The sequence below is a fragment of the Phycicoccus mangrovi genome (assembly GCF_018729305.1).
Lineage (GTDB): Bacteria > Actinomycetota > Actinomycetes > Actinomycetales > Dermatophilaceae > Phycicoccus > Phycicoccus jejuensis.
In genome coordinates this window covers 121,839-145,573 of the sequence record NZ_JAHHWP010000014.1, presented here as the reverse complement: position 1 = coordinate 145,573, position 23,735 = coordinate 121,839, and the positions used below count along the sequence as shown (strand labels likewise).

Below are 23,735 nucleotides of genomic sequence, written 5' to 3'. Positions count from 1 at the left end.
TAGGCTGGCCGACCATGGGCGGTCACCGGGGCGGGCGAGGCGCGTGGCGACGGAGCGCGACGGTGCTGGCCGCCGTGGCGCTCGCGGCCACGACGGGATGTTCTTCGACGACGAACACGGGAGGCAGCATGGACCCCAGGGAGCAGCTGGCGCAGCGGCCCACCTTCGAGGAGGCCGAGAAGGGGTACCTCGCGCTCCTCGTCGAGCTGCGCGACACGATCGACGCCCAGGCCCCGGGGCTGGAGTGGCAGGCCGACGCGCCGTCGCAGCGCAGCCGGAGCGTCTGCTCGGCCCCCTTCGACACCGTCGACGGCGCCGAGAACGCCAACTACTCGATCGGCCGCGGTGCCAAGGGGGCCGTCCCCGACGACCGGTGGCAGGCGACGGTCGACGCGATGCTCGTGCCGCTGCGCGAGCAGGGCTTCAGCGAGGTGACCGTCCTCCAGGACGAACCGGGGGCGCACCAGGTCTCCGTCGGCGACCCCGCCACGGGCGCGCGGGTCGAGTTCGGCACCAAGGCCGGGACCATCCTCACGCTCTACGGCGCCTGCTTCCTGCCCGCGCAGGGCTGAGGACCGCGGCCGGGACCGGCGTCGGCGCACCCGGCTAGGCTGGCGCGTCATGGAGGGCTACCTCGCCGTCGCGGCGGTCGTCCTCGCGGGCGTGCTCCTCGTGGCGGCCGCGATGGTCGTCCGTCGCCTCGTCGCGCCCCGCGCGGTCGACGCCGCCGGTCGCGCGACCTACGAGTCGGGCGTCGACCCCGTCGGCACCGGCTGGGCACAGTCGCAGGTGCGCTACCTCTCCTTCGCGTTCCTCTACGTCGTCTTCGCCGTCGACGCCGTCTACCTCTTCCCGTGGGCCCTCGTCCTGCGCGACGCCGACCTCGGGGTCGCCTCGCTCGGCGAGGTCGTCGTCTTCGTCGGCGTCCTGCTCCTCGGGCTCGTCCACGCCGGCCGGCGCGGCCTCCTGCGGTGGGACCTGCGATGACGAGGGAGCGCCGATGAGCGTCGACCTGCCGATGCCCCGCGTCGGGCCGCTCGCCGAGCACGCACCCAAGCCGGTGCGGATGGTGCTCAACTGGGGCCGGCGCTACAGCCTCTGGGTCTTCAACTTCGGGCTCGCGTGCTGCGCCATCGAGTTCATCGCGACGTCGATGGGCCGGCACGACTTCATCCGGCTCGGGGTCATCCCGTTCGCGCCGGGCCCGCGGCAGGCCGACCTCATGGTGGTCTCCGGCACCGTCACCGACAAGATGGCGCCGGCCATCCGCCGCCTCTACGACCAGATGCCCGAGCCCAAGTACGTCATCTCCTTCGGGGCGTGCAGCAACTCCGGTGGGCCGTACTGGGACTCGTACTCGGTGACCAAGGGCGTCGACCAGCTCGTGCCCGTCGACGTCTACGTCCCCGGCTGCCCGCCGCGGCCCGAGGCGCTGCTCCAGGGGATCATCACGCTCCAGGAGAAGATCGCCGCCGAGCGGGTCAGTGGCGCCGCGATCGCCGAGCGCCGGCGCGGCCGGTTCGCCGGCCACCGCGCGGCCACGGCCGCCGACGTCTCCCGCGGGCTGGTCGCGCGCCCGTGAGCACGCCCGTCCTCGCGCTGCTGGCGCTCGTCGCCTTCGTCACCGAGCTCGCGCTCTTCGGCGGGGTCGGGGCGCTCGCCCACCACGCGGTCGGCGGAGGAGCAGCGGGCTGGGCCGCGGCCGTCGTCGCGACGCTGCTCGTGCTCGTCCTCTGGGGGCTGTTCATGGCGCCGAAGGCCCGCCTGCGCCTCGCACCGGGACCCCGCACCGCGGCCGCCGTCGTGCTCGTCTACGGCGTCGCGTTCGGCCTGCTCGCGGCGGGGTGGACCGGCTGGGCGTGGTTCGTCGGGGTCGCCGGGCTCGTCGTCGTCGCGGCGCAGACGGTGCTCCATCGCCCCGCGGAGCCCGGCTCCCCCGCGTCCTGACCGACGCCTGACCCGGGCGTCACCCGCGCCTCCCGCAATGGTCACCCGCTGTTCCCCCGGAGGTCGGCGGCAGGGTCCCCTCGCGCACCTAGCGTCCTGCGCGGACACCCACGCCGAGCCCCGGGAGACCCCAATGACCATCGCCCCCGAGAACCGCCGGATGCTCTCGCTCGTGCCCCACGCACGCGGCAAGCGCAGCGCGGTCACCTGCGAGCTGAAGTGCGGCAACGCCTGCGCGCACCCCGCCCCGAACACGAGCGAGAACGGCTACTTCCGCGACATCGCGAGCGCGGCGTTCAGCCGCCGCCGGATGCTCGGCGGTGTCGGGGGCGGCGCGCTCGCGGTCGCCCTCTCGCCGGCCGGGCCGGCCGTCGCCGGCGGCCACGGCAGCGCCCACCACGGTGCGGGCCTGCGCTTCACGCCCATCGCGCCGGTGCCGGCCGACGTCGACGACCTGACGGTCCCCAAGGGCTGGACCTGGACGCCGGTCATCCGCTGGGGCGACCCGCTCTTCCGGCACACCCCGGAGTTCGACCCGGAGCGCCAGACCGAGGCGGCGCAGCGGCAGCAGGTCGGCTACAACTGCGACTACCTCGACATCATCGAGCGCAAGGGCAGCCGGGGCCGCCGCGCCGTCGCGGTGCTCAACCACGAGTACACGAACGAGAACATCATGTTCCCGCCGACCGACGACGAGGAGACCCTCGCCGAGCAGAAGCGGGTCGCGATGGCCGCCCACGGCCTGACCGTCGTCGAGCTGCGCCGCTCGGGCCCCGGGCGCCCCTGGAGCATGGTGCGCGGCGCCCGCCTCAACCGGCGCATCCACCTGCAGACCGAGTTCGCCGTCGACGGCCCCGCCGCCGGGCACCCGCTCCTGCGCACGCAGGACGACCCGCTCGGCCGCCGCATCCTCGGCACGCAGAACAACTGCTCCGGCGGCACGACCCCGTGGGGCACGGTCCTGTCGGGCGAGGAGAACTTCAACCAGTACTTCGTCGCGAACGACACCCCCGAGAACAAGCGCTACGGCATCCCGACGACCGCCGGCGGCCGCGCCTGGTGGACCGTCGACCCGCGCTTCGACGCCCGGCAGCCGGGCTACGAGAACGAGGTCCACCGCTTCGGCTGGGTCGTCGAGATCGACCCGGAGGACCCCGACTCCACCCCGGTCAAGCACACCGCGATGGGCCGCTTCAAGCACGAGAGCGCCAACATCCGGGTCGCCCCCGACGGCCGGGTCGTCGCGTACTCCGGCGACGACGAGCGCTTCGACTACCTCTACAAGTTCGTCTCCTCGAAGAAGATGGTCAAGGGCTCGTCCCGGGCGGCGCGCGAGGCCAACAAGCGCCTGCTGTCCTCCGGTGACCTGTACGTCGCGAGGCTCACGGGCGACAGCCCGGCCGGGCAGATCGACGGCTCCGGCGACCTGCCCGCCGACGAGGCCTTCGACGGCAGCGGCCGGTGGATCCCGCTCGTCGAGGGCGGCCGCTCGAAGGTCGCCGGGATGAGCGTCGCCGAGGTCCTCGTCTTCACCCGCCTGGCCGCCGACCGCGTCGGCGCCACGAAGATGGACCGGCCCGAGGACGTCCAGCCCAACCCGGTGACCGGCAAGGTCTACGCGGCCCTGACGAACAACACCAACCGCGGCGTCGGCGCCAACCCGGGCGTCGACGAGGCCAACCCGCGCGTCACCAACCGCGAGGGCCACGTCCTCGAGCTGACCGAGCACCGGAACGACCCGACCTCGACCCGCTTCGCGTGGACCCTCCTGCTCGTCTGCGGCGACCCGAGCTCGGCCGGGACGTACTTCGGCGGCTACGACGGCCCCGTCTCGCCGATCTCCTGCCCCGACAACGTGGCGTTCGACTCCACCGGCGCCCTGTGGATCTCGACCGACGGCCAGCCGGGGACCCTCGGGCTCAACGACGCCCTGCACCGGGTCACGCTCTCCGGGCGGCAGCGCGGCAAGGTCGAGCAGTTCCTCGCCGTGCCGCGCGAGGCCGAGACCTGCGGCCCGGTCGTGCACGACCGTGACGGGTCGGTCTTCGTGGCCGTCCAGCACCCGGGCGAGGACGGGTCCTGGGCCGACCAGCACTCCTTCTTCCCCGACTACGTCGCGCCCGGGACCCTCTCGCGCGGCCGCTGGGGCGGGCCCCGGCCGAGCGTCGTGCAGGTGCACCGCGCCTGACCCCGCGCCCCGACGGGCCGGGGACGCCGCACGGCGTCCCCGGCCCGTCGCCGTCGCTGCGGCGGCGCCGCCGGGCCCTCGTCGTCGCTGGGCGAAACGCCGGGGCGGCTTTGTCCCAACCGGCACACCTGACCCAACCGGATGGCCCACAATGACTGCGGGCACGGAGGTCGGTCCGTGCCCGAGGCCGATGGACCGAGGGTTCATGAGCGAGGTGCGAGGCTCGTCGCGGCGTGACCAGCGGTCCCGTCGCGGGTTCCGGCGACCCCGCACGGGGACGGTCGTCGCCACCGTCGTGGCGCTCGTCCTCGGGGGCTACGGCTGGGCCGCGACGCAGAGCGAGGGGTACACGACCGACCACCCCGAGGCCAACGACGGCACCCTCTGGGTGACCAACGACCGCTCCGGCCTCTTCGGACGCCTCAACGGCCCGGCCGCCCGCCTCGACGCGGCCTTCCCGCCGGCGGGCGACGAGCCGAGCCAGAGCTACGCGCTCGACGTCGTCCAGTCCGGCAGCTCGGTCCTCACCCGCGACCGCCAGACCGGGCGGGTCGCCGCCGTCGACGTCCGGACCGGCGCCCTCGTCACGGACCGGGCGGTGGACCTGCCGAACCGGGCCCTGCTCGCCGTCGGCGGCAGCACCACCGCCACCGTCGACACCGAGACCGGCAGCGTCCACGTCGCGCACTCCTCCAGCCCCACGCTCGCGGCCGTCGACGGGCTCGACGGCCGCGCCGTCGAGAACGTCCCCATCGCCCAGGACGCGACGACCGAGTTCCCGGCCGACGTGGCGGTGGGCGCCGACGGCACCGCCTACGCCGCCGGGTCCGGTGGGCGACTGACCACCCTGCTCCCGACCGCCGACGGCGGCTTCCGGCCGGTCCGCAGCTCGCTCGGCGGCCCGCTGCAGGAGACGCAGATCGTCCTCACCCCGGGCGGGCCGGTCGTCCTCGACACCGTGACCGGGGTGGTCGTGCGACCGGGTGGCCGCCGGGTCGTCCTCAGCGGCGAGTCGGTGGCCGGCGGCGTGCCGCAGGACGTCACGACGAACGGGGAGGTGCTCGTGACGACCCCGCGCGCCCTCCTCGCGGTCGACCTGTCGAGCGGGGTGACCCGGTCGCTCACGCCGGGCGGCCCCGGCCCCGGCACCTCCCCCGTCGTGCTCGACGGCTGCGCGTACGCCGCCTGGTCGGGCACCCCCGGCCGCGCCGTCAAGGTCTGCAGCGGCTCCGCCCCGGAGACGGTGACCCTCACCGACGCCGGCACCCTCAGCTCGCCCCGCCTGCGCGTCAACCACCGCACGGTCGCGCTCAACGACACCTCGACGGGCGCCGTCTGGGACGCCGACACCGGCGCGCGGCTCGACGACTGGGCGGCCGTCGCGCCCCCGTCCTCGCAGACCCCCCGGGACGACCCCGACCCGTCGTCGGTCGTGGACCGCACCGCCAAGCCGCCGCAGGCGCGCGACGACGAGGTCGGGGTCCGCCCCAACCGCACGAGCGTCCTGCACCTCCTCGACAACGACGCCAACCCCAGCGGCAGCGTCCTGTCCATCACCCGCGTCTCGGAGCTGGCGAAGAGCGACGGCACGCTCGACATCGCGCCCGACGGGCAGACCGTCCAGCTGACCCTCCCGCCGTCGGCGCGCTCGACCGGCTTCGACTACGTCATCGACGACGGGCGGGGCAACCGGTCCACGGCGCGCGTCACCGTGACCGTCCGTGCGCCCGACGAGAACGGCGCGCCCGTCCTGCGGAGCAACTACGTGCCGACGGTGACGTCGGTGACCAACCGGGGCTCGGTCACCATCCCCGTCGCGGGCGACTGGCGCGACCCCGACTCCGACCCCGTCGCCGTGACCGGCGCCCGGGACGGCGACCGTGCCGTCAGCGTCACCCCCGACGGCCGGCTGCGCTACACCGCGGTCGGTGAGACCGGCCCCCGCACCCTCGAGTACACGGTGACCGACGGCACGGCCGAGAGCACCGGGCGGCTGAGCCTCGACGTCCTCGCCCCCGACGCGGACCAGACGACCCCCGCCACCGCGCTGCCGGACGTCGGGCGCGGCGAGGTCGACAAGCCGATCGTCCTGCGACCCCTCGAGAACGACATCCCGGGCACCGACCCCACGGACCCCTCGGCGCGCCTCCAGCTCGCGGGCAACGTCACCGCGCCCGACGGCACGACGGTCGCGACGAGCATCGAGGCCGGCACGGTGACCGTCACGGCCGGCGCCCCCGGCACCTACCTGCTCGCGTACACGGTGCGCTACGGCTCGGCGAACACCGCCCGCGGCGCGATGCGGGTCGACGTGCGGGCCGCCTCCGAGCGCACCGGCGACATCACCGCGATGCTCGACCAGGCCGTCGTCCACGGCCAGACCGCGACCATCACCGACGTCCTCGCCAACGACGTCGACCCCGCGGGCGGCCTGCTGACGGTGCAGAGCGCCGAGGCGGACAGCTCGGACGCGGTGCAGGTCGCCGTGCTGCGCGGGCGGTGGCTGCGCATCGTCCCGAACCGCCCGGAGCTGCGGCCCAACCCGGTCCTCGTCAAGTACACGGTGACCAACGGCGCCGGCAAGACGGCCGTCGGCTCGGTCTCCGTCCTCCAGCTGCCCGCGCCGACGGACGACGCGCCCGTCGCCGTCGACGACACCGCCACGGTGCGCTCCGGCGACCAGGTGTCGATCCCCGTCCTGGACAACGACCTCGACCCCGGGGGCACCACGCTGAGGCTCGCGCCCCAGGTCGAGGGGGCCGCGCGCAGCGGGATGCTGCCCCTGGGCGGCGCCGACGGCGGACCGACGGACGAGGCGACCGGCGCGGCGTACGTCGCCGGCTCGCTCGTGCGCTTCCAGGCGCCGGAGGTCACCGAGCAGCGCACGGTCACGATCACCTACGTCGCCGAGAACGCCGTGGGGTCGCGCGCGTCCGGCACCGTGCGCGTCACCGTCATCCCGCCCCCCGACGCGCAGCGCCCCAACCGCGCGCCGACCCCCGCGACCCTCGAGGGCCGGGTCGTCGCGGGTGACACCATCACCGTCTCGATCGCGGGCTCCGGCGCCGACCCGGACGGTGACTCGACGACCCTCGTCGGGCTGGCCTCCGCGCCGCGCCTGGGCCGCGTCCTCGCGGTGACGCCGTCGTCCATCACCTACCAGGCCTACCCGACGAGCGGCGGCACCGACGACATCACCTACCTCCTGGGGGACCGGTACACCAAGGTCGGCACCGGGACGATCCGGATCGCCGTGTCCCCGCCGGGGGACCCCCAGCCGGTCGTCGCGGTCGACGACGAGGTGACGGTGGCGCCCGGTCGCCGCGTCTCGGTCGACGTGCTGGGCAACGACATCCAGCCGATCGGTGACCGCGCCACGGTCCAGCCGCTCGAGAACGTCGACGCCGCCGAGCGGGCCGGCGTCCGCCTCGACGCCGCGTCGGGCCGCATCTCGGTGCTGGGCCCGCCGACCACGACGCCGCTGCGCATCCCCTACTCGATCACCGGCGCGAGTGGAGAGTCCTCCACGGCGACGCTGACCGTCCGCGGCCGTGAGGGCGTCAACCTGCCGCCCGAGCCGCGCAACGCCCTGGCCCGGCCCGCGGCCGGTGCGCAGACCGTGGAGGTCGACCTCCTCGCCGGTGCCGTCGACCCCGACGACGCCGGGGGCGCGCTGCAGGTGAGCCGGGTCTTCAACGCACCGGACGCGACCGTGGTCGACGGCCGGGCGACGCTCCTGGTCAAGCCGGTGCCGCAGGTGCTGTCCTTCGAGGTCCTCGACGCGGGCGGGGCCGCCGCGCTCGGGCTCGTCCACATCCCCGCGGGCGGCTCCAGCGTCCCGAGCGTCAAGCCGGACGCGCTCGTCCGGGTCGACCGGGGCGGCTCCACCCTCGTCGACCTCGCGGACGTCGTCGACGTCCCGGCCGGGCGACCCCTCACGCTGACGACCGAGGACCGGCTCGCCGCCTCGCCCGCAGGGGCGCTGCGCGTGCGGTCCGAGGGGCCCTCGCAGCTGCGGGTCACCGCGCTGCGCGACTACGTCGGCCCCGCCGCCGTCTCCTTCGAGGTGACGACGTCCGCCACCCCCGGCGCGGGTGCGGGGCGCCGGGCCTTCCTCACCGTGCCGGTGCAGGTGGGACCGGAGACCCCGGTCCTGCGCTGCCCCCCGACCGCGGTCGACGTCGTCGTCGGCGGCACGTCGCGACCGCTCGGCATCCGGCAGCTCTGCCACGTCTGGACCGCGCGGCCCGAGACCCTGCCCACCCTGCGCTACTCCGGCTCGTTCGAGTCGCCGGTGCCCGGGCTGTCGGTCCTGGCCAGCGACGGGACGACGCTCTCGGTCGCCGCCTCCTCGGCGGCGGTGCCGGGCACGACCGCCCGCCTCCTCGTCACCGTCGACGGCACCGAGGCGGTCCCCGCGGTGCTCACCGTGCGCGTGGCCCCGGCCCAGCCGCCGACGATGCTGCCGGTCGCGGTCAGCGGCGTGCGCGCCGGCACGACCCAGGTCGTGTCGCTCGACGGCTACCTGCGCTCACCGCTCGTCGACCCCCGGTACGACGTGCTCGACGTGACCCAGCTGTCGGGGGTGGCGTCGACGGCCCGGCGCGACGGCTCCCGCGCGGTCGCCGTCACCCCGGGGGCGGGGGCCAAGGGGCGGCTCACCTTCCGGGTGACGTTCACCGACGTCGACTCGACCGGCCGCACGGACCGGCAGGGGTCCGGGCTCCTCACCGTCGACGTCCTCGGCGCACCGGACGCCCCGGGCGCCCCCGCGCAGACCGGTCCCACCCTCAGCCGCTCCGCCAGGCTCGCGTGGACCGCCCCGGGCGACAACGGCCTGCCCGTCGAGTCCTACCAGGTCGACTGGGACGGAGGTTCGCAGCAGTGCCCCGCGTCGCCCTGCGTGGTGACCGGCCTGAGCAACGCCACCCCCATCCGCTTCACCGTCAAGGCGCGCAACGCGGTCGGCTTCGGACCCTCGTCGGCGCCGTCGGCGCCGGTCACCGCGGACGAGGTGCCGGGTGCCCCCCGGGCGCCGCGCGTCACCGACCCGCGCGACCGTGCGGTCACCGTGGCGTGGGACGCGGCCCCGAGCGGCGGCTCGGCGGTCACCGGCTACCTCGTGACGTGGCCGGGCGGTCGGGCCGAGACGACCTCGACGTCCGTCACCGCCGGTGGGCTCGACAACACGCTGCGCACCCCCTTCACGATCAAGGCCCGCAACGAGGCCGGGTTCGGGCCGGCCGTCACCGTCGAGGGGCAGTCCGCCGGGACGCCGGCCGTGCCGGAGGCCCCGACGGTCGACGCCTCGGAGGTCGGCGGCGGCGCCCGGCAGGTCGTCGTCGTCTCGTGGTCGGGGGTCGCGCCCAACGGACCGGGCGACACCACCTACACGGTGACCCGCAGCGGTCCCGGCGGCACCGTGACGATCTGCGCCGGCACCGCCGCGACACGGTGCGAGGCCGACGCGGTCGACAACGACGGCTCGACGTACGACTACCGCGTCCAGGCGGCGAACGACGTCAACCGGTCCGCCGTCAGCGCAGCGACGACGCGCCGGGCCGTCGGTACCCCGGGCGACTTCACCGGCGTCGCGGCCTCGGCCACCGGCACCGACCGCCAGGTCGAGCTGAGCTTCACCTCGCCGCCGGCGCGCGACGACGGCGTCACCATCACCTGCCGCGTCGGCGGGGTGTCGTGCGGGGAGTGGACGGCCCCCCGGACCCCGACGGACTTCGACGAGACCGTGACGGTCCCCGAGAACGGCAGCGACTACACCTTCGTCCTCACCGCGACCAACTCCGCCGGACTGACCTCGACCGCCCGGACGACCTCCGACGTCGTCTACGGGCCGCTCGGCGCCGTCGGCGTGAGCGTCGAGTCGACCGTCGGGGCCTACGTCACCTACGTCGTCTCCGTCGACGCCAACGGCCGGGCGGCCGACGTGGCCGTCACCGTCACGGGCGGGGTCGAGGGCACCTCGCCGCCCGACGCCGACCGGACCGGCACCGGGACGTGGACCCAGCGCTACCGCACGAAGGTCGGCTACGGGCGGGACGTGACGATCGAGGCCACCGCGACCCGCCGCGGGGACTCGCGCAGCAGCTCGACGACGGCGTCGACGGGCGAGGGGTCCCTCCGGGTGCGCTCGGAGGGCGACCTCCTCACCGTCGTGGCCCGCAACCTCACGGCGAGCGCGACGATGCGGTGCACGATCACGCCCGAGGGCGGCGACCCCGTCCGCGCCACCTTCGAGACCGACGGCTCCGGGGACTTCGGGCCCGACGCGCCGACCACCTCCCTCACCCCCGTCCCCGGGACGCGGTACACCATCTCGTGCGACGACAGCCGCGACCCCGCCACCCCCGTCGAGGACACCTGGACCGCCCGATGAGCCCCTTCCGCCACCCCACCCCGAGCACCGACGAGGACGCGATGAGCACCGAGCCCCTGGCCCACGCCGACGAGATCGCCTGGTTCGGCGAGACGTTCACGACGGTCGTCGGCGCCGTCGGTCAGGCCCTCGTCGGCAAGGAGCGCGTCGTCCAGCTGGCCGTCACGTGCCTCGCGGCCGGGGGGCACCTCCTCGTCGAGGACGTGCCCGGCACCGGCAAGACCAGCCTGGCCCGGGCCCTCGCGGGGGCGGTGCACGGCACCCACCAGCGCATCCAGTTCACCCCCGACCTCCTGCCCAGCGACGTCACCGGTGCGTCGATCTACGACCCCCGGGCGCAGGTCTTCGAGTTCCGCCGCGGGCCGGTCTTCGCCAACGTCGTCCTCGCCGACGAGATCAACCGCGCCTCGCCGAAGACCCAGTCGGCGCTGCTCGAGGTGATGGAGGAGGGCCGGGTCACGGTCGACGGCACGACCCACGACGTGCCGAGCCCGTTCATGGTCATCGCGACCCAGAACCCCATCGAGCAGGCCGGCACCTACCCCCTGCCCGAGGCCCAGCTGGACCGCTTCCTCATGAAGACCGCGATCGGCTACCCGGACGCCGAGGCGACCATCGGCGTCCTGTCGGGGCTCGCCGTCCGCGACCGCGCGGCCGGCGTCACCGCCGTCCTCGACGGTTCGCAGGTGGAGCGGATGCGGAAGGTCGCGCGCTCCGTGCACGTCTCGCGCCCGCTGCTCGAGTTCGTCCAGGCGGTCGCGGAGCGCTCGCGGGACCACCGCCACCTGCGCCTCGGCCTGTCCGTGCGCGGGATGCTCGGCTACGTCCACGCCGCGAAGGCGTGGGCCGCCGGGCAGGGGCGCAACTACGTCGTCCCGGACGACCTCAAGGAGCTCGCCGTCCCGGTCATGCAGCACCGGCTGCTCCTCGACGCGGACGCGCAGTTCGAGGGCGTCGCCGTCCCCGACGTCGTCGACGAGCTCTTCGACGTCGTCCCCCTCCCACCGGCCGCGGGGCGCTGACGCCCGTGACCTCGCCGCGCCACCTCCTCGCACTCCTCCGGGAGCGGTCCGTCGTGACCCGCACCGGCTGGGGTGCGCTGGTCGTCGGCGTGCTCGTCGGGCTGGTCGGATGGACCTTCGCGTGGGAGGAGGCCCGGATCATCGGGCTCGCCCTCGTCGTCCTGCTCGGGGTGTCCGTGCTCATGGCGCTCGGTGGCTCGCGGGTCGACCTCGACCTCTCGCTGCACCCGGTGCGGGTCACGCCCGGCGGGGTGGCCGACGGGTCGCTGCTCGTGAGCAACCCGCGCAGCCGGCGCGTCGCGCCCGCCGACCTCGAGGTGCCGGTCGGGCCGCGGGTCGAGGCCTTCCGGATGCCGTCGCTCGGCCCCGGGGTGCGGGTCGACTTCCCCTTCCCGGTCCGCACCACGCGCCGCGGGGTCGTCCTCGTCGGGCCCGTGACGACCGTGCTCGGCGACCCGTTCGGACTGGCCCGGCGCACGCTCAACGCGTCGCGGACCGTCGAGCTGTTCGTCCACCCGAGGACCATCAACATCCCCTCGCTCGACGCCGGCCTCGTCCGCGACCTCGAGGGCCGGCCCACCCCGGACCCCTCGCTGTCCGACCTCGACTTCCACACCCTGCGGGGCTACGTCCCCGGTGACGACCGCCGGCACATCCACTGGCAGTCCTCGGCGCGGATGACGGCGGCGTCGGGCACCACCTCGCTGATGATGAAGGGCTACACCGACACCCGTCGCTCACACCTCGGGGTCGTCCTGGACGCCCGGCTCGACGGCTACGGCGGCGACGACGACACGTTCGAGACGGGGGTGACCGCGGCGGCCTCGGTCGCGCTGCGGGCGCTGCGCGACGAGATGGACGTCACCGTCGTCGCGGGCGGCCACGCCGTCGACCGCGTCGGGGTCGCCCGCACGCTCGACGGCTTCGCGCGCGTCGAGCCGGACGGCACCGACCTGCCGGCGCTCGCGACCCGGCTCGTCGGCCTCGCGCCGGTCACGAGCATCACGGTCCTCGTGACCGGGGCCGGCACGTCGCTGCCCGAGGCGCAGCGCGCCGCGACCCACCTCGGGCCGCACGTGCGGGTCGTCGTCCTGCGGGTCGCGCCGGGGGAGCGCAGCACCACCTCGACGGTCGCCGGCCTGACCTTCCTCACGATGGGCTCGCTCGACGACCTGCCGCGCCTGGTCCGGGTGGTGGGCGGCCGATGAGCCTCCTGTCGGCCCCGTCCCGCCCCGGGGGCCGGATGCCGGCCCCGGCGGGGCCCGCCGGGCCGTCCCCGTCGTCGTCCGGCCCGACCCGGCGCTCGCGCCGTCGTCAGCCGCACCCGCTCGACGTGGTCGTCGACGTCGCGGCGGTGCTCGTCCTCGTCGCCGCGGCGCTCAGCGGGTTCGCGGGCACCTACCTCGGCTGGTCCTGGGTGCTCCCGTCGGCCGTCGGGCTCGTCGCGGGGGTGCTCCTCGCGCTGCTCGTCTGCCGGCTCCGCGCGCCGTGGTGGACGCTCGCGCCGGCGCTCGTCGTCGCGGGTGCGCTGCTCGCCCCGCCCCTCGTCCTGCGCGGCACCGCGGCCGGCCCGCTGCCGACCCCCACCGCGTGGGGGGAGCTCGCCGGCATCGCGGTCGACGGCTGGATGCGCATGCTCACCACGCTGCCGCCGGTCGACGGCGCCGGCCCCCTCGGCCTCCTGCCGTTCCTCCTGGCCCTCGTCGCCGGTGGAGCGACGACGATGCTCGCCCGCCGGACCGGGGCGCCGCACCTGCCGCTGGTCGTCCCGGCCGCGCTCGCCGCCGCCGTCGCCGCCCTCGGCGTCACGGACCCCGGTGGGATGGTCGCGCGCGCCGTCGTGCTCTTCGTCGTCGGCCTCACCTGGGGGGCCGACCGCGCCCGGCGGACCGTCGTCGTCCACAGCACGCACTCGCTCGAGCGGGCCGCCACCGGCGCGCTGCTGCTCGCGGTCGTCGGGGTCATCGTCCTCGGGGCGGTGCCGTGGGTCGGGGCCCCCGACCGTCAGGTGCTGCGCTCGCACGTCGCCCCGCCCTTCGCCGCGACCGACCGGCCGAGCCCGTTGGCGGCCTTCCGGGCCTTCCGGCCGAGCAACGCGGCCCTCGCCGACGAGGTCCTCTTCACCGCGCGCGGCCTGCCGGCCGGCACGCTGCTGCGGCTCGCGACCGTCGACACCTACTCCGGCACCGTGTGGGCCGCCGGGGACGGGCGCGCGGGCACGACCCCGGAGTCCGGCACCTTCCTGCGGGTCGGTGCGGAGATCCCCCGCGCGGCCGGGGGCACCCCGGTCGAGGCGACGGTGACGGTCGGCGAGGCCTGGGCGGGTCGCAAGGACCTGCGGATCTGGGTGCCCACGGTCGGCGGCGAGACCGGCCTGGCCTTCACCGGCCCGCGCGGTCGCGACCTCGACGACGCCCTGCGGCTCAACCTCGACACCGGGGCCGCGGTCCTCCCCGAGGGGCTGGACGGCGGCGACACCTACACGTTGCGGGCCCGCCTCGGCGCCCCCGACGCCACGCCGCCCGCGACGCCGCCCGTCGACCCCACCCTCCTCCAGCCGGTGGCGCAGCTGGTCGCCGCGAGCGTCGAGGCGGGCGACGCCCCGATGGACCGCCTGCGCGCCGTCGGGGCGAGGCTGCGCGACACCGGCGCCTACAGCGACGGCGGCGAGGGCCAGACGACCGTCCTGCCGGGCCACTCGCTCGGCCGGCTCTCGTCCTTCGTCGCCGACCGCCAGCCGGCCGGTGACGACGAGCAGTACGCCGCCACCGTCGCGCTCGCGGCCGCCTACCTCGGGATGCCGGCCCGCGTCGTCCTCGGGGCGGTGCCCGGCGAGGGCGGGGTCGTCCTCGGCAGCGACGTCCGGGCCTGGGTCGAGGTGCACGACGGCACGCGCTGGCAGCTCATCGCCCCGGAGGACTTCGTGCCGCCGCGGGACCGGGCGCCGGACCCCCGGACCGTGCTCGACCAGGAGCCGAACCGGGCCTCGACCGTGCCGCCGCCCACCGCGCAGCGGCCGCCGAGCAGCGAGGACGGCTTCACCCTCGACGAGGGCGCGAGCGGTCGCAGCCGGTCGACGACGCCCGAGGTCGGGCTGAGCCTCCCGGTCTGGGCCGTCGCGGCGCTGGCCGTGGCCGCGGTGCCGGCGCTCGGCATCCCCCTGTGGACCGGCCTGCTCGTGCTGCTCAAGGGGGTCCGGCGCGGATGGCGTCGTCGCCGGGGCACCCCGACCGCCCGTACCGGCGCGGCGTGGGCCGACGTCGTCGACGCCCTGCGCGACGCCGGCTACGAGGTCTCCGGGCGCGACACGCGGCGCGAGGTCGCGCGGGCGGTGGGGGGAGCGTCCCTCCTCGACACGGCCCGGACCGTCGACGACGCGCTGTACGGACCGGCCGGGGCCGACGACGCGCGCGCCGACCGTGCCTGGGCCCTCGCGCGCCGGGCCCGCCACGACCTGGCCGAGGGCCGCACGCTGCGCGAGCGCTGGCGGCGCGCGGTCTCGCTCACCTCGCTGACGCCGGACCGGGGCCGGGGCCGGATGCGCACGCCGTCCGCCATCCACGCCGAGGGCGTCCGCCCGCCGGCGTCCGAGCCGGCCACGTCTCCGGCCGACACCTCCCGCGCCGACAGCCTCGAGCACGCCTCCGCCTGACGTCCCCCACCCCGAGGGATCGATGCCGAGTCGAGGTGAAACAGGACCTTGTGGTGGTCGGGTTTCACCTCGACCCGGGTCAGCGGCGGCGGCGCTGGCGCGTGGTTCGAGGTATCCCACCTGCGTCTGGCGTCGGCGGGATACCTCGACCGGGAGGATGGATGCCGGGTCGAGGTGAAACTGGACCCCCTCGTGGTCGGGTTTCACCTCGACCGCGGGGATGGGGTCAGCGGCGGCGGCGCAGCCGGGCGAGGACGCCGCGGCGGGGCGGGTCGGTCAGCGGCGTCGGGCGCTCGGGCGAGAGGTCGACGGCGCCGACGCTCGGGGCGTAGCCGAGGTGCCGCTGCGGGCGGGGGCGCGCCGCGGGGGACAGCGGGGCGGCCGAGACCTCCGAGGGACGGGTACCGCGCGGCCGGTCGGGCAGCGGGGCCGGCGGGGCCGGTGCGGTGGCCGGCGTCGCCGTGGGCGCGGGAGCCGGCAGGTCGGCCGGGGGCACAGCCCACGGCACGATGCGCACGTCGAGGGAGGCGCCGGTGCGCCGGGCCGCGGCGCGCGGGGGCTCGGGCGCGTCGCGCACGACCCTCGGCGCGGGCACGACGGGCACCACGGGCACGAGGGGCTCGGCGCGCGTCGCCTCGACGACCGCCCGCAGCCGGGACCGGGGGATCGTGGTCTCGTCGACCTCGTCCAGCCCGTCCACGCCGTCCATCGTAGGGAGGACGACGCGCCGCCCGCCTGGGTTCGGCGCAGGTCGCCGACCCGGCGGCGGACCTCCGGCGGCCGCGCTCGCTAGGCTGCCCGACGTGGCGGACGAGGTGCGTGAGGTCGAGCCCGGCGGGTGGCGGTCCGCCGTCGCCGCGGCCCGGGACGAGGGCCACACCTTCTTCGACTGGCTGAGCGCGGTCGACCGCCTCCACGACGAGGCCGCCCCGGGGTTCGACGTCCTCTGCCACCTCCTCGACGTCTCGACCCCCGGCGCCCTGCGCGGCGTGCTGCTGCGCACCCGCGTCGCCGACGGCGAGCCCGTCCAGTCGCTCACCCCGGTGTTCGCCGGCGCCGCGTGGCACGAGCGCGAGACGCACGAGATGTTCGGCATCGACGTCGAGGGCTTCGACGACGGCACGGACCTCGGCCTGCGCCCCCTCCTGCTGCCCGACGGCTTCGAGGGCACGCCGCTGCGCAAGTCCTTCCAGCTCGCCGCCCGCGCGAGCCGCCCCTGGCCGGGCGGCAAGGAGCCGGGCGAGGGCCACGACAGTGCGCGCTCGCCGAGCCGCCGCCGCGTCCAGGCGCCGGGCGTCCCGCCGCCGGAGTGGGGTCCGCGATGACCCTCCTCGAGGCCACGCTGCGCGCGGTCGCGGCGCTCGCGGCGTTCCTCGTCCTGCCGCTGCTCGTCGGGCAGGCCGAGCACAAGGTGATGGCGCACATGCAGGGCCGCCTCGGCCCGATGTACGCGGGCGGCTTCCACGGCTGGGCGCAGCTCGTCGCCGACGGCGTGAAGTTCGTCCAGAAGGAGGACATCACGCCGCGGGCCGCCGACCGCTGGGTCTTCCGGCTCGCCCCGGCCGTCGCGCTCGTGCCCTACCTCGTCGCGCTCGCGCTCGTCCCCGTGCACCCCGGCGTCGCCGCGGTCGACGTCCCGGGCTCGCTCGTCCTCGTCCTCGCGGCGACGTCGGTCGGCGCCCTCGGCACGCTGATGGCGGGCTGGTCGAGCGCGAACAAGTACTCGCTCATCGGCGGCCTGCGCGCCGCCGCGCAGCTCGTGTCGTACGAGCTGCCCATCGTGCTGGCGCTCGCGTCGGTGGCCCTGGCCGGAGGGTCGCTCTCGCTGGCGGTGCTCACCGAGCGCTGGAGCGCGCTCTGGCTGCTCTGGCAGCTGCCGGGTGCCGTCGTCTTCGTCGTCGCCGCGGTCGCCGAGCTCCAGCGCCCGCCGTTCGACATGCCGGTCGCCGACGCCGAGCTCGTCATGGGCGCCTGGACCGAGTACACCGGCCTGCGCTTCGCCTTCTTCCTCCTGTCCGAGTACGCGGGCATCGTCGTCATGTCGCTGCTCTTCGCGACGCTCTGGCTGGGTGGCTGGCACGGCCCGTTCCCCGACGCGCTCGGCTGGCTCTGGACGCTGCTCAAGGGGTTCGTCGTGGCGCTGCTCGTCATCTGGGTGCGGGTCGCGTGGCCGCGCCTGCGCGAGGACCAGCTGCAGCGGCTGGCCTGGCTGTGGCTCGTGCCGCTGGCCCTGGGCCAGCTGCTGCTCACCGGCGTGGGGGTGGTGCTCGGATGGTGACCGCCGACGACCGCGGACGGACCGGCGGGCTGCCGGGCGTCCTCAAGGGGCTCGCGACGACCGCCCGGACGGCGCTGCGCCCCACCCACACCGCGGAGTACCCCGACGTCGCGCCGAGCCTGCCGCCGCGCAGCCGCGGGGTCATCGCGCTGCTCGAGGAGAACTGCACCTCGTGCATGCTCTGCGCCCGCGAGTGCCCGGACTGGTGCATCTTCATCGACTCGCACAAGGAGACGATCCCGGCCCCGACGCCGGGCGGGCGCGAGCGCCAGCGCAACGTCCTCGACCGGTTCGCCATCGACTTCTCGCTGTGCATGTACTGCGGCATCTGCATCGAGGTCTGCCCCTTCGACGCGCTGCACTGGAGCCCGCAGTTCGAGTACGCCGAGACCGACATCCGCGACCTGCTCCACGAGAAGGAGCGGCTCGGCGCGTGGATGCCCACCGTCCCGCCGCCGCCGGCGCTCGACGAGCGCTCGGCCGAGCCGGCCGAGGTCGCAGCCGCCAACCGGCCCGCCCGCGGCACCGGCCTCGTCGGCGGGGGAGCGGCCCGCCCGCCGCGGACCGTCCGCCCGAAAGTCGTCCGCGAGCAGCCCTCCGCCCCACCGCAGGACGACCCGTGACCGCGCTCGACACCGCGTTCGCCGCGAGCGGGATGCTCGCCGTGCTCGGCGGCCTCTTCGCCGTCACGACGCGCCACGTCGTCCACGCCGCCCTGTGGCTCGTCGTCGCGCTGCTCGGCGTCGCGGGCTCGCTGCTCGTGCTCGGCGCCGAGCTCGTCGCGCTCGTGCTGGTCCTCGTCTACGTCGGCGCCGTCGTCGTGCTCGTCCTCTTCGCCCTGATGCTCACCCGCGCCCCCATCGGGCCGGACGTCGCCCACGCCGTCGGCCCGTGGCGGGCGGTGGGTGCCGGGCTGCTCGGCCTCGCCACCGCGGGGCTGCTCGCGACCGCGCTCGTGCCCCTCGCGGACGGCACGGTCGAGCGCGCCGAGGTCACGACGACCCAGGTCGCCGGGCAGCTGTTCGGCACGTGGGTGTGGCCCTTCGAGCTGCTGTCCCTGCTGCTGCTCGCGGCGCTCGTCGGGGCGCTCGCGGTCGCGCGGGGCGACCGCGCCGTCGACGGGGCCACGGCGCCGTGATCCACCTCGTCGGCCCGTACCTCCTGGCCGCCGCGCTCGTCGGGCTCGGTGTCGCCGGGATCGCGGTGCGCCGCAACGCCGTCCTGCTGCTCGTGGGTGTCGAGCTCGTCCTCTCCGGAGGACTGGTGCTCCTCGTCGCGACGCAGGCCGCCGGGCTCGACCGCTGGGCCGCGGGCAGCGTCCTGCCGCTGTTCACCATCACGATCGCCGCCGCCGAGGTCGTCGTCGCCCTGGCCGTCGTGCTCGCGGTCTTCCGGCAGCGCGGCAGCATCGACCTCGACCGGCGGAGCGAGCGGGAGGACGCCCCGTGACCCCCTGGCTCCTCGTGCTCCCGACGGTGCTCGCCGCCGGGCTCGGCGTCGTCGTCCGCCGCGATGACCGCTGGGCCGGCGCGCTCGCCGTCACCGGCACCGGCGTGACCCTCCTGCTCGCCCTCGTCGCGTGGATCTCGCAGTCCGGCACCGTCATCGGACACCTGCCCTCGCTCCCGCTCGGCGACCTCCAGGTGCCGCTCGCCCTCGCGACCGACCCCGTGCGCCTCGCCGTCGCGGCCGTCGTCGCGCTCGTCGCGACCGCGGTGCAGGCGTACTCGACGTGGTACCTCGCCGCCGACGACCGCTACGGCCAGTTCGCCGCCACCGTCAGCCTCTTCACCGCGGCGATGCTCCTCGTGGTCGTCTCGTCCGACCTCGTCCTCACCGTCGTCGGCTGGGAGGTCATGGGCTGGTGCTCCTACCTCCTCATCGGCCACTGGTCGCGCCGCCCGGCCGCCCGCCGCGCCGCGCTCAAGGCGTTCCTCGTGACGCGGGTCGCCGACGTCGGCTTCGTGCTCGGCCTCGTCGGGCTGGCCGCCGGGGCCCGCTCCACCGACCTCGGGGCCGTCGTCCGTGCCTGGGACCGGCCCACGGCCTGCATCGACGCCGCCGTCGCCGGCGGCTCGAGCGTCGGCGACGCCCTCGGGTCCTGCGGCGCCCCGGACGCCACGCTGCGCGCGGTCCTGCTCGTCCTCGTCGTCATCGGCGTCCTCGGCAAGTCGGCGCAGGTCCCCTTCCAGGACTGGCTCGCCGACGCGATGGAGGGCCCGACCCCGGCGAGCGCGCTCATCCACGCCGCGACGATGGTCGCCGCCGGCACGGTCGTCCTCGCCGGGCTCTTCCCGCTCGTCGCCGACAGCCCGAGCGCCCGCTGGGTGCTCGGCCTCGCCGCCTCCGTGACGATGCTGCTCGCCGCCGTCCTCGCCTTCGCGCAGAGCGACCTCAAGCGGATGCTCGCGTGGTCGACGGTCAGCCAGGTCGCCATCATGCTCGGGGCCGTCGCCGCCGCGCCCGGTGCGGCCGGGCCGGACGCCGGTCTGCTGCACCTGTGGTCGCACGCGCTCTTCAAGTCGCTGCTCTTCCTCGCCGTCGGCTGGGCCGCGGTCGCCGCCGGGGGGACGGCCGCGACGGCGCTGCGCGGCAGCGCCGCCGCCGCGCCGGTGCTGCGCGCGGCGTTCCTCGTCGGCTTCTTGTCGCTCGCCGGGGTACCGCTCGTCGTCGGCGGCGTCTCCAAGGAGCACGTCCTCGCGACCTCCTGGGACGGCGCCGTCGCGGGCGACGGCCCGGGCATCGTCGTGCTCGTCGTCCTCGTCCTCACCTCCGCCGTCACCGCCGCGTACTCGACCCGTGGCTACCTCGTGCTCACGGCGCACGTGCGCCAGCGGCCCACCGCCGGCGGGGTGACGCCCGCCGCGTCGGCCGTGCTGTGGGTGCTCACGGTGCTCGTCGTCTTCGGCGGGCTCGTCCTGCTCACCGGCACGTTCGCCGTCGGCGAGGTCTCGCTGCTCTGGCTGCTGCTCACCGTCCTCGTCGTCGGCCTCGGCGTCGCCGTCGCCCTGCGCGGCGGCTTCGACCGCGACCCGGCCGAGGTCCTCGCCCGCCGGCTCACGCCGCACGCCGACCGCGGCCTCGGCGTCGACGCCGTCTACCGCCGCCTCGTCGCGCGTCCCGTCGTGCGGCTGGCCCGGGTCGTGGCCTTCCTCGACACCGAGGTCGTCGACGCCTACGTGCGCGGCACGGCCGTCGCCACGCGGGCCGCGGGCTGGACCGGGGTGCGCCTGCACCGGGGTGAGCGGCCGAGCGCCGGCGTCGGGCTGGTCCTCGGGGCGGTCGTCGTCCTCGGCCTCGTGGGGGTCCTCGCGTGGTCGTGAGCCTGCTCCTCGCGCTCCCCGCCGCGGTCGGCCTCTGGCTGGTCAGCGGCGGGCGTGCGCTGCCCGTGCGACCGGCACGGCTGCTCGCGGCGTCGACCGCCGGCCTCACGCTCGCCCTCGCCGTCCTCGTCGCGGTCACCCGCCCGGGGGTCGACCGCGCGTGGCTGCCCGAGCTCGGGGTCCGCTGGTCCTTCGGCGTCGACGGCATCTCGGTGCCGCTCGTGCTGCTCACCGCGCTCATGGGCGTCGTCGTCGCCGCGCACGCCTGGGTCGAGGTGCCGCGCGGCGGCACGCCGGCGACGTTCCTCGGCTGCCTGCTGCTCGTCGAGGCGGGGGCGCTCGCGACGTTCACCGCCCGCGACGCCGTGCTCTTCCTCGTCGCCTTCGAGGTCGTCCTCGTCCCGATGTGGGTGCTCGTCGGCCGCTACGGAGACGCCCGCGACCCGCGCGCCCGCACCGAGGCCGCGCAGCGCTTCGTCCTCTACACGGCGGTGGGGTCGACGACGATGCTCGTCGGCATCCTCCTGCTCGTCGTCTCGGCCGGGACGGCGGACCTGCGCGAGCTGGCCGGCGGGGCCGGTGCGGCGCTCGCACCGGGTACCCAGCTGGCCGTCGCGGCCCTGCTCGTCGCCGGGCTGGCCGTCAAGGTCCCCGTCTTCCCCCTGCACACCTGGCTGCCGCCGGCGCACACGACGGCACCGACCGCCGGGTCGGTCCTGCTCGCGGCCGTGCTGCTCAAGATGGGCACCTACGGCCTGGTGCGGCTGCCCGTCGCCACCGTGCCCGACGGGTTCGGCCGGCTCGCGCCGGTGCTCGCCGTCGCCGGCGCGGTCGGCATCGTCTGGGGTGGGCTCGTCTGCCTCGTCGAGCGCGACCTCAAGCGGCTCGTTGCGTACTCGTCGGTCGCGCACATGGGCTTCGTCGTCCTCGCGCTGGCCAGCGGGTCGCAGACCGGGCTCCAGGCCGCGCTCTACGCCAACATCGCGCACGGCGTCGTCTCGGCGCTGCTCTTCGTGCTCGTCGGCGGCCTCAAGCACCGGTGGGGGAGCGTCGACCTCACGGTCCGCCGGCCCGCCCTGCGCGAGACCTCGCCCCGGCTCGGGTTCGTCCTCCTCCTCGGGCTCGCCGCGAGCCTCGGCCTGCCGGGCCTCGCGGGCTTCTGGGGCGAGTTCCTCGCGATCTACGCGGCCTGGCGGCCGGCGGCCGACCGCCCCGGCGCCGTCCTCCTCGCGTGCGCCGTCGTCGCCGCGGTCGGCGCCGCGCTCGCGGCGGCCTACGCCCTGCGCGTCGCCGGTCTCGTCTGGTCCGGCGACCGGCCCGACCCCGAGTCGCCCGCGACCCCCGACACCGTCGGCGTCGAGCGCTGGGTGCTGGGCGGCCTCTCCGCGCTCGTCGTCCTCCTCGGGGTCGCCCCGATGCTCCTGCTGTCGGTGACGCACGACGCCGTCGCCGCGCTGGGGGGTGCGCGATGACGTCCCTGGTCTCCATCGACGCCCTCGTCCTCGCCCCGGCGCTGGCGCCCGTGCTCGGGGTCGTCCTCGTCCTCGTCGGCGACGCCGTGCGGCCCGGGCGCTCGCGGTGGGCGCTGCCGCTGGCCGGCGCCGCGCTCGTCGCCGGGGCGGTCGTCGCCCTGCGCGGCAGCCTCGGCTCCGAGCTCGACCCCCTGCGCACGCTCTGCCTCCCCGCGCCGGACGGTGCCTGCCTCTGGACGGCCGGCCCGCGCACCTCGACGCTCCAGGCCGCGGTCCTCCTCGCCTCGGCGGCCGCCCTCGCCCTGCTGCACGACGGCCGGCCCGGCCGCCGCGACACCGCCGTCACCGCGACGTTGCTCCTCGCGTCCGCGACGGGCGGGGTCGCCGTCGCCGCCGCCCGCGACCTCGGCTCCTGGCTCGTCGCGCTCGAGCTCGCCACCGTCCCCGTCGTCGCGCTCGTCGCCCTGCGCGGCACCCGGTCCGCGGCGCACGGCGCGCTGAGCCTGCTCGTCACCTCCCTCGCGTCGTTCGCGCTCCTCGTCCTCGGGGCGGCCCTCTGGCTCACCGTGACCGCCGACGCCACGTTCTCGTCCGAGGCGGTCGCGGCCGCCTGGGCCGACCCCGACCGCCGGCGCGTCCTCGTCCTCGCCCTGACCCTGCTCGTCGCCGGGCTCGGGTTCAAGCTCTCGCTCGTGCCGTTCCACGCGTGGACGCCGCAGGCCTACGCCGCCGCCGACCTCGGCACGACCCTCTTCCTCGCCGCGGCCTCCAAGGTCTCGGCCGTGGCGGCGCTCCTCGTCGTCGTGTCCGCCCTCGTCGGGGCGGCGCCGGGGCCGGCCGTCGCCGTCCTGCTCGGGGTGCCCGCCGTCGCGTCGCTCCTGCTCGGCACCGTCGTCGCCCTGCGCCAGGACGACCCGGTCCGCCTGCTCGCGTGGTCGACCATCGCGCAGGCCGGATGGGTCGTCGTGCCGCTGACGGCGGTCTCGGCGGCCGGGCTGCGGGCCGCGGCCGCCTACGTCGTCACCTACGCCGCGGCGACGACCGTGGCCTTCGCCGTCGTCGCCCGCACCGGCGCCCGGACGCTGGCCGGCACCCGCGGGCTGCTGCGCCGCGACCCGCTCGCCGGAGGCGCCCTCGGCCTGGCCCTGCTCGTCCTCGCCGGGCTGCCACCGGGCGTCATCGGGCTCGTCGTCAAGGTCCTCGCGCTGTCGGCGCCGGTCGCGGCCGGGGTCTGGCCGGTGGCTGCGGCGGGCGTCGTCGCCGTCGTCCTCGGGCTCGCGGTGTACCTGCGATGGGTCGCCGTCCTCCTGGCCCGTCCGGAGCCCGACGGCCCGGGCGAGGAGGCCGGCGACACCGAGCACGGCCGCTCGACGCGCGCGGTCGTCGTCGCCGGCACCGTGGTCCTCGTGCTGGTCAGCGCCCTGCCGCAGCTCCTCGTCGGCGGCCTGTCCTGACGTCG

18 protein-coding genes are annotated in these 23,735 nt (G+C 76.3%); 17 read left to right on the top strand and 1 reads right to left on the bottom strand.

From position 1 onward, the window contains the following. Positions 1-14 precede the first annotated feature (14 nt). The 9 genes from KMZ30_RS12750 (at position 15) to KMZ30_RS12710 (ending at position 15,203) form a co-directional block, all read left to right on the top strand. The gene (locus KMZ30_RS12750; RefSeq protein WP_215513355.1) at positions 15-572 is read left to right on the top strand and encodes an LppA family lipoprotein; all 558 of its coding nucleotides are present in this window, start codon (positions 15-17) and stop codon (positions 570-572) included. Positions 573-621: 49 nt separating this feature from the next. Next, on the top strand, positions 622-987 hold the full coding sequence (locus tag KMZ30_RS12745; RefSeq protein ID WP_215513354.1) for an NADH-quinone oxidoreductase subunit A: 366 nt from the start codon (positions 622-624) through the stop codon (positions 985-987). 13 nt (positions 988-1,000) lie between these two features. Next, positions 1,001-1,582 (top strand): NADH-quinone oxidoreductase subunit B, encoded by a 582-nt coding sequence (locus KMZ30_RS12740; protein WP_215513353.1) that lies wholly within the window; start codon positions 1,001-1,003, stop codon positions 1,580-1,582. Then, a complete protein-coding gene (locus tag KMZ30_RS12735) occupies positions 1,579-1,947 on the top strand; it encodes a DUF2568 domain-containing protein (protein ID WP_215513352.1) in 369 nt (122 codons plus the stop codon). Before KMZ30_RS12740 ends, KMZ30_RS12735 begins: the two co-directional genes overlap by 4 nt. Positions 1,948-2,080: 133 nt before the next feature. Beyond that, positions 2,081-4,135 carry a PhoX family protein gene (locus tag KMZ30_RS12730; protein WP_215513351.1) on the top strand — a complete coding sequence of 685 codons (2,055 nt, stop codon included), beginning with the start codon at positions 2,081-2,083 and terminating at the stop codon, positions 4,133-4,135. 205 nt (positions 4,136-4,340) lie between these two features. Continuing rightward, positions 4,341-10,529: an Ig-like domain-containing protein gene (locus KMZ30_RS22055; RefSeq protein ID WP_215513350.1), complete on the top strand. Its 6,189-nt coding sequence runs from the start codon at positions 4,341-4,343 to the stop codon at positions 10,527-10,529. A 41-nt stretch (positions 10,530-10,570) separates the two neighbouring features. Continuing rightward, positions 10,571-11,551, top strand: coding sequence for an AAA family ATPase (locus KMZ30_RS12720; protein WP_215513469.1), 981 nt, complete (start codon positions 10,571-10,573; stop codon positions 11,549-11,551). 53 nt (positions 11,552-11,604) lie between these two features. Beyond that, positions 11,605-12,759: a DUF58 domain-containing protein gene (locus KMZ30_RS12715; RefSeq protein WP_215513349.1), complete on the top strand. Its 1,155-nt coding sequence runs from the start codon at positions 11,605-11,607 to the stop codon at positions 12,757-12,759. After that, positions 12,756-15,203, top strand: coding sequence for a transglutaminaseTgpA domain-containing protein (locus KMZ30_RS12710; protein WP_215513348.1), 2,448 nt, complete (start codon positions 12,756-12,758; stop codon positions 15,201-15,203). The genes KMZ30_RS12715 and KMZ30_RS12710 overlap by 4 nt, the downstream gene beginning before the upstream one ends. Before the next feature lie 226 nt (positions 15,204-15,429). On the opposite strand, the gene KMZ30_RS21685 is transcribed toward KMZ30_RS12710, so the two are convergent. Next, a complete protein-coding gene (locus KMZ30_RS21685) occupies positions 15,430-15,903 on the bottom strand; it encodes a hypothetical protein (RefSeq protein WP_226902731.1) in 474 nt (157 codons plus the stop codon). A gap of 103 nt (positions 15,904-16,006) precedes the next feature. On the opposite strand from KMZ30_RS21685, the gene KMZ30_RS12700 reads away from it, so the two are divergent. Genes KMZ30_RS12700 through KMZ30_RS12665 form a run of 8 tightly spaced genes read left to right on the top strand, consistent with a single transcriptional unit; the run spans position 16,007 to position 23,730 of the window. After that, positions 16,007-16,528 (top strand): NADH-quinone oxidoreductase subunit C, encoded by a 522-nt coding sequence (locus tag KMZ30_RS12700; protein ID WP_030526742.1) that lies wholly within the window; start codon positions 16,007-16,009, stop codon positions 16,526-16,528. Beyond that, the gene (locus KMZ30_RS12695) at positions 16,525-17,481 is read left to right on the top strand and encodes a complex I subunit 1/NuoH family protein (RefSeq protein WP_215513345.1); all 957 of its coding nucleotides are present in this window, start codon (positions 16,525-16,527) and stop codon (positions 17,479-17,481) included. Before KMZ30_RS12700 ends, KMZ30_RS12695 begins: the two co-directional genes overlap by 4 nt. Next, positions 17,475-18,104 carry a NuoI/complex I 23 kDa subunit family protein gene (locus KMZ30_RS12690; protein ID WP_215513344.1) on the top strand — a complete coding sequence of 210 codons (630 nt, stop codon included), beginning with the start codon at positions 17,475-17,477 and terminating at the stop codon, positions 18,102-18,104. The genes KMZ30_RS12695 and KMZ30_RS12690 overlap by 7 nt, the downstream gene beginning before the upstream one ends. Next, complete coding sequence (locus tag KMZ30_RS12685; RefSeq protein WP_215513343.1) at positions 18,101-18,619, top strand: NADH-quinone oxidoreductase subunit J family protein; 519 nt, start codon at positions 18,101-18,103, stop codon at positions 18,617-18,619. Before KMZ30_RS12690 ends, KMZ30_RS12685 begins: the two co-directional genes overlap by 4 nt. After that, entirely contained in the window at positions 18,616-18,930 is a 315-nt protein-coding gene (gene nuoK, locus KMZ30_RS12680; protein ID WP_215513342.1) for an NADH-quinone oxidoreductase subunit NuoK, read from the top strand. Before KMZ30_RS12685 ends, nuoK begins: the two co-directional genes overlap by 4 nt. Next, a complete protein-coding gene (locus KMZ30_RS12675; RefSeq protein ID WP_215513341.1) occupies positions 18,927-20,804 on the top strand; it encodes an NADH-quinone oxidoreductase subunit 5 family protein in 1,878 nt (625 codons plus the stop codon). Before nuoK ends, KMZ30_RS12675 begins: the two co-directional genes overlap by 4 nt. Further along, entirely contained in the window at positions 20,795-22,276 is a 1,482-nt protein-coding gene (locus KMZ30_RS12670) for a complex I subunit 4 family protein (RefSeq protein WP_215513340.1), read from the top strand. Before KMZ30_RS12675 ends, KMZ30_RS12670 begins: the two co-directional genes overlap by 10 nt. Beyond that, complete coding sequence (locus tag KMZ30_RS12665) at positions 22,273-23,730, top strand: proton-conducting transporter transmembrane domain-containing protein (protein WP_215513339.1); 1,458 nt, start codon at positions 22,273-22,275, stop codon at positions 23,728-23,730. Before KMZ30_RS12670 ends, KMZ30_RS12665 begins: the two co-directional genes overlap by 4 nt. Positions 23,731-23,735: the final 5 nt, after the last annotated feature.

Bases quoted from the DNA above. Each gene is read 5' to 3' on its own strand.
- KMZ30_RS12665 (WP_215513339.1), top strand. From the start codon at position 22,273: ATGACGTCCCTGGTCTCCATCGACGCCCTCGTCCTCGCCCCGGCGCTG.
- KMZ30_RS12710 (WP_215513348.1), top strand. From the start codon at position 12,756: ATGAGCCTCCTGTCGGCCCCGTCCCGCCCCGGGGGCCGGATGCCGGCC.
- KMZ30_RS12740 (WP_215513353.1), top strand. From the start codon at position 1,001: ATGAGCGTCGACCTGCCGATGCCCCGCGTCGGGCCGCTCGCCGAGCAC.
- KMZ30_RS12750 (WP_215513355.1), top strand. From the start codon at position 15: ATGGGCGGTCACCGGGGCGGGCGAGGCGCGTGGCGACGGAGCGCGACG.
- KMZ30_RS22055 (WP_215513350.1), top strand. From the start codon at position 4,341: ATGAGCGAGGTGCGAGGCTCGTCGCGGCGTGACCAGCGGTCCCGTCGC.
- KMZ30_RS12730 (WP_215513351.1), top strand. From the start codon at position 2,081: ATGACCATCGCCCCCGAGAACCGCCGGATGCTCTCGCTCGTGCCCCAC.
- KMZ30_RS12695 (WP_215513345.1), top strand. From the start codon at position 16,525: ATGACCCTCCTCGAGGCCACGCTGCGCGCGGTCGCGGCGCTCGCGGCG.
- KMZ30_RS12745 (WP_215513354.1), top strand. From the start codon at position 622: ATGGAGGGCTACCTCGCCGTCGCGGCGGTCGTCCTCGCGGGCGTGCTC.
- KMZ30_RS12690 (WP_215513344.1), top strand. From the start codon at position 17,475: ATGGTGACCGCCGACGACCGCGGACGGACCGGCGGGCTGCCGGGCGTC.
- KMZ30_RS12720 (WP_215513469.1), top strand. From the start codon at position 10,571: ATGAGCACCGAGCCCCTGGCCCACGCCGACGAGATCGCCTGGTTCGGC.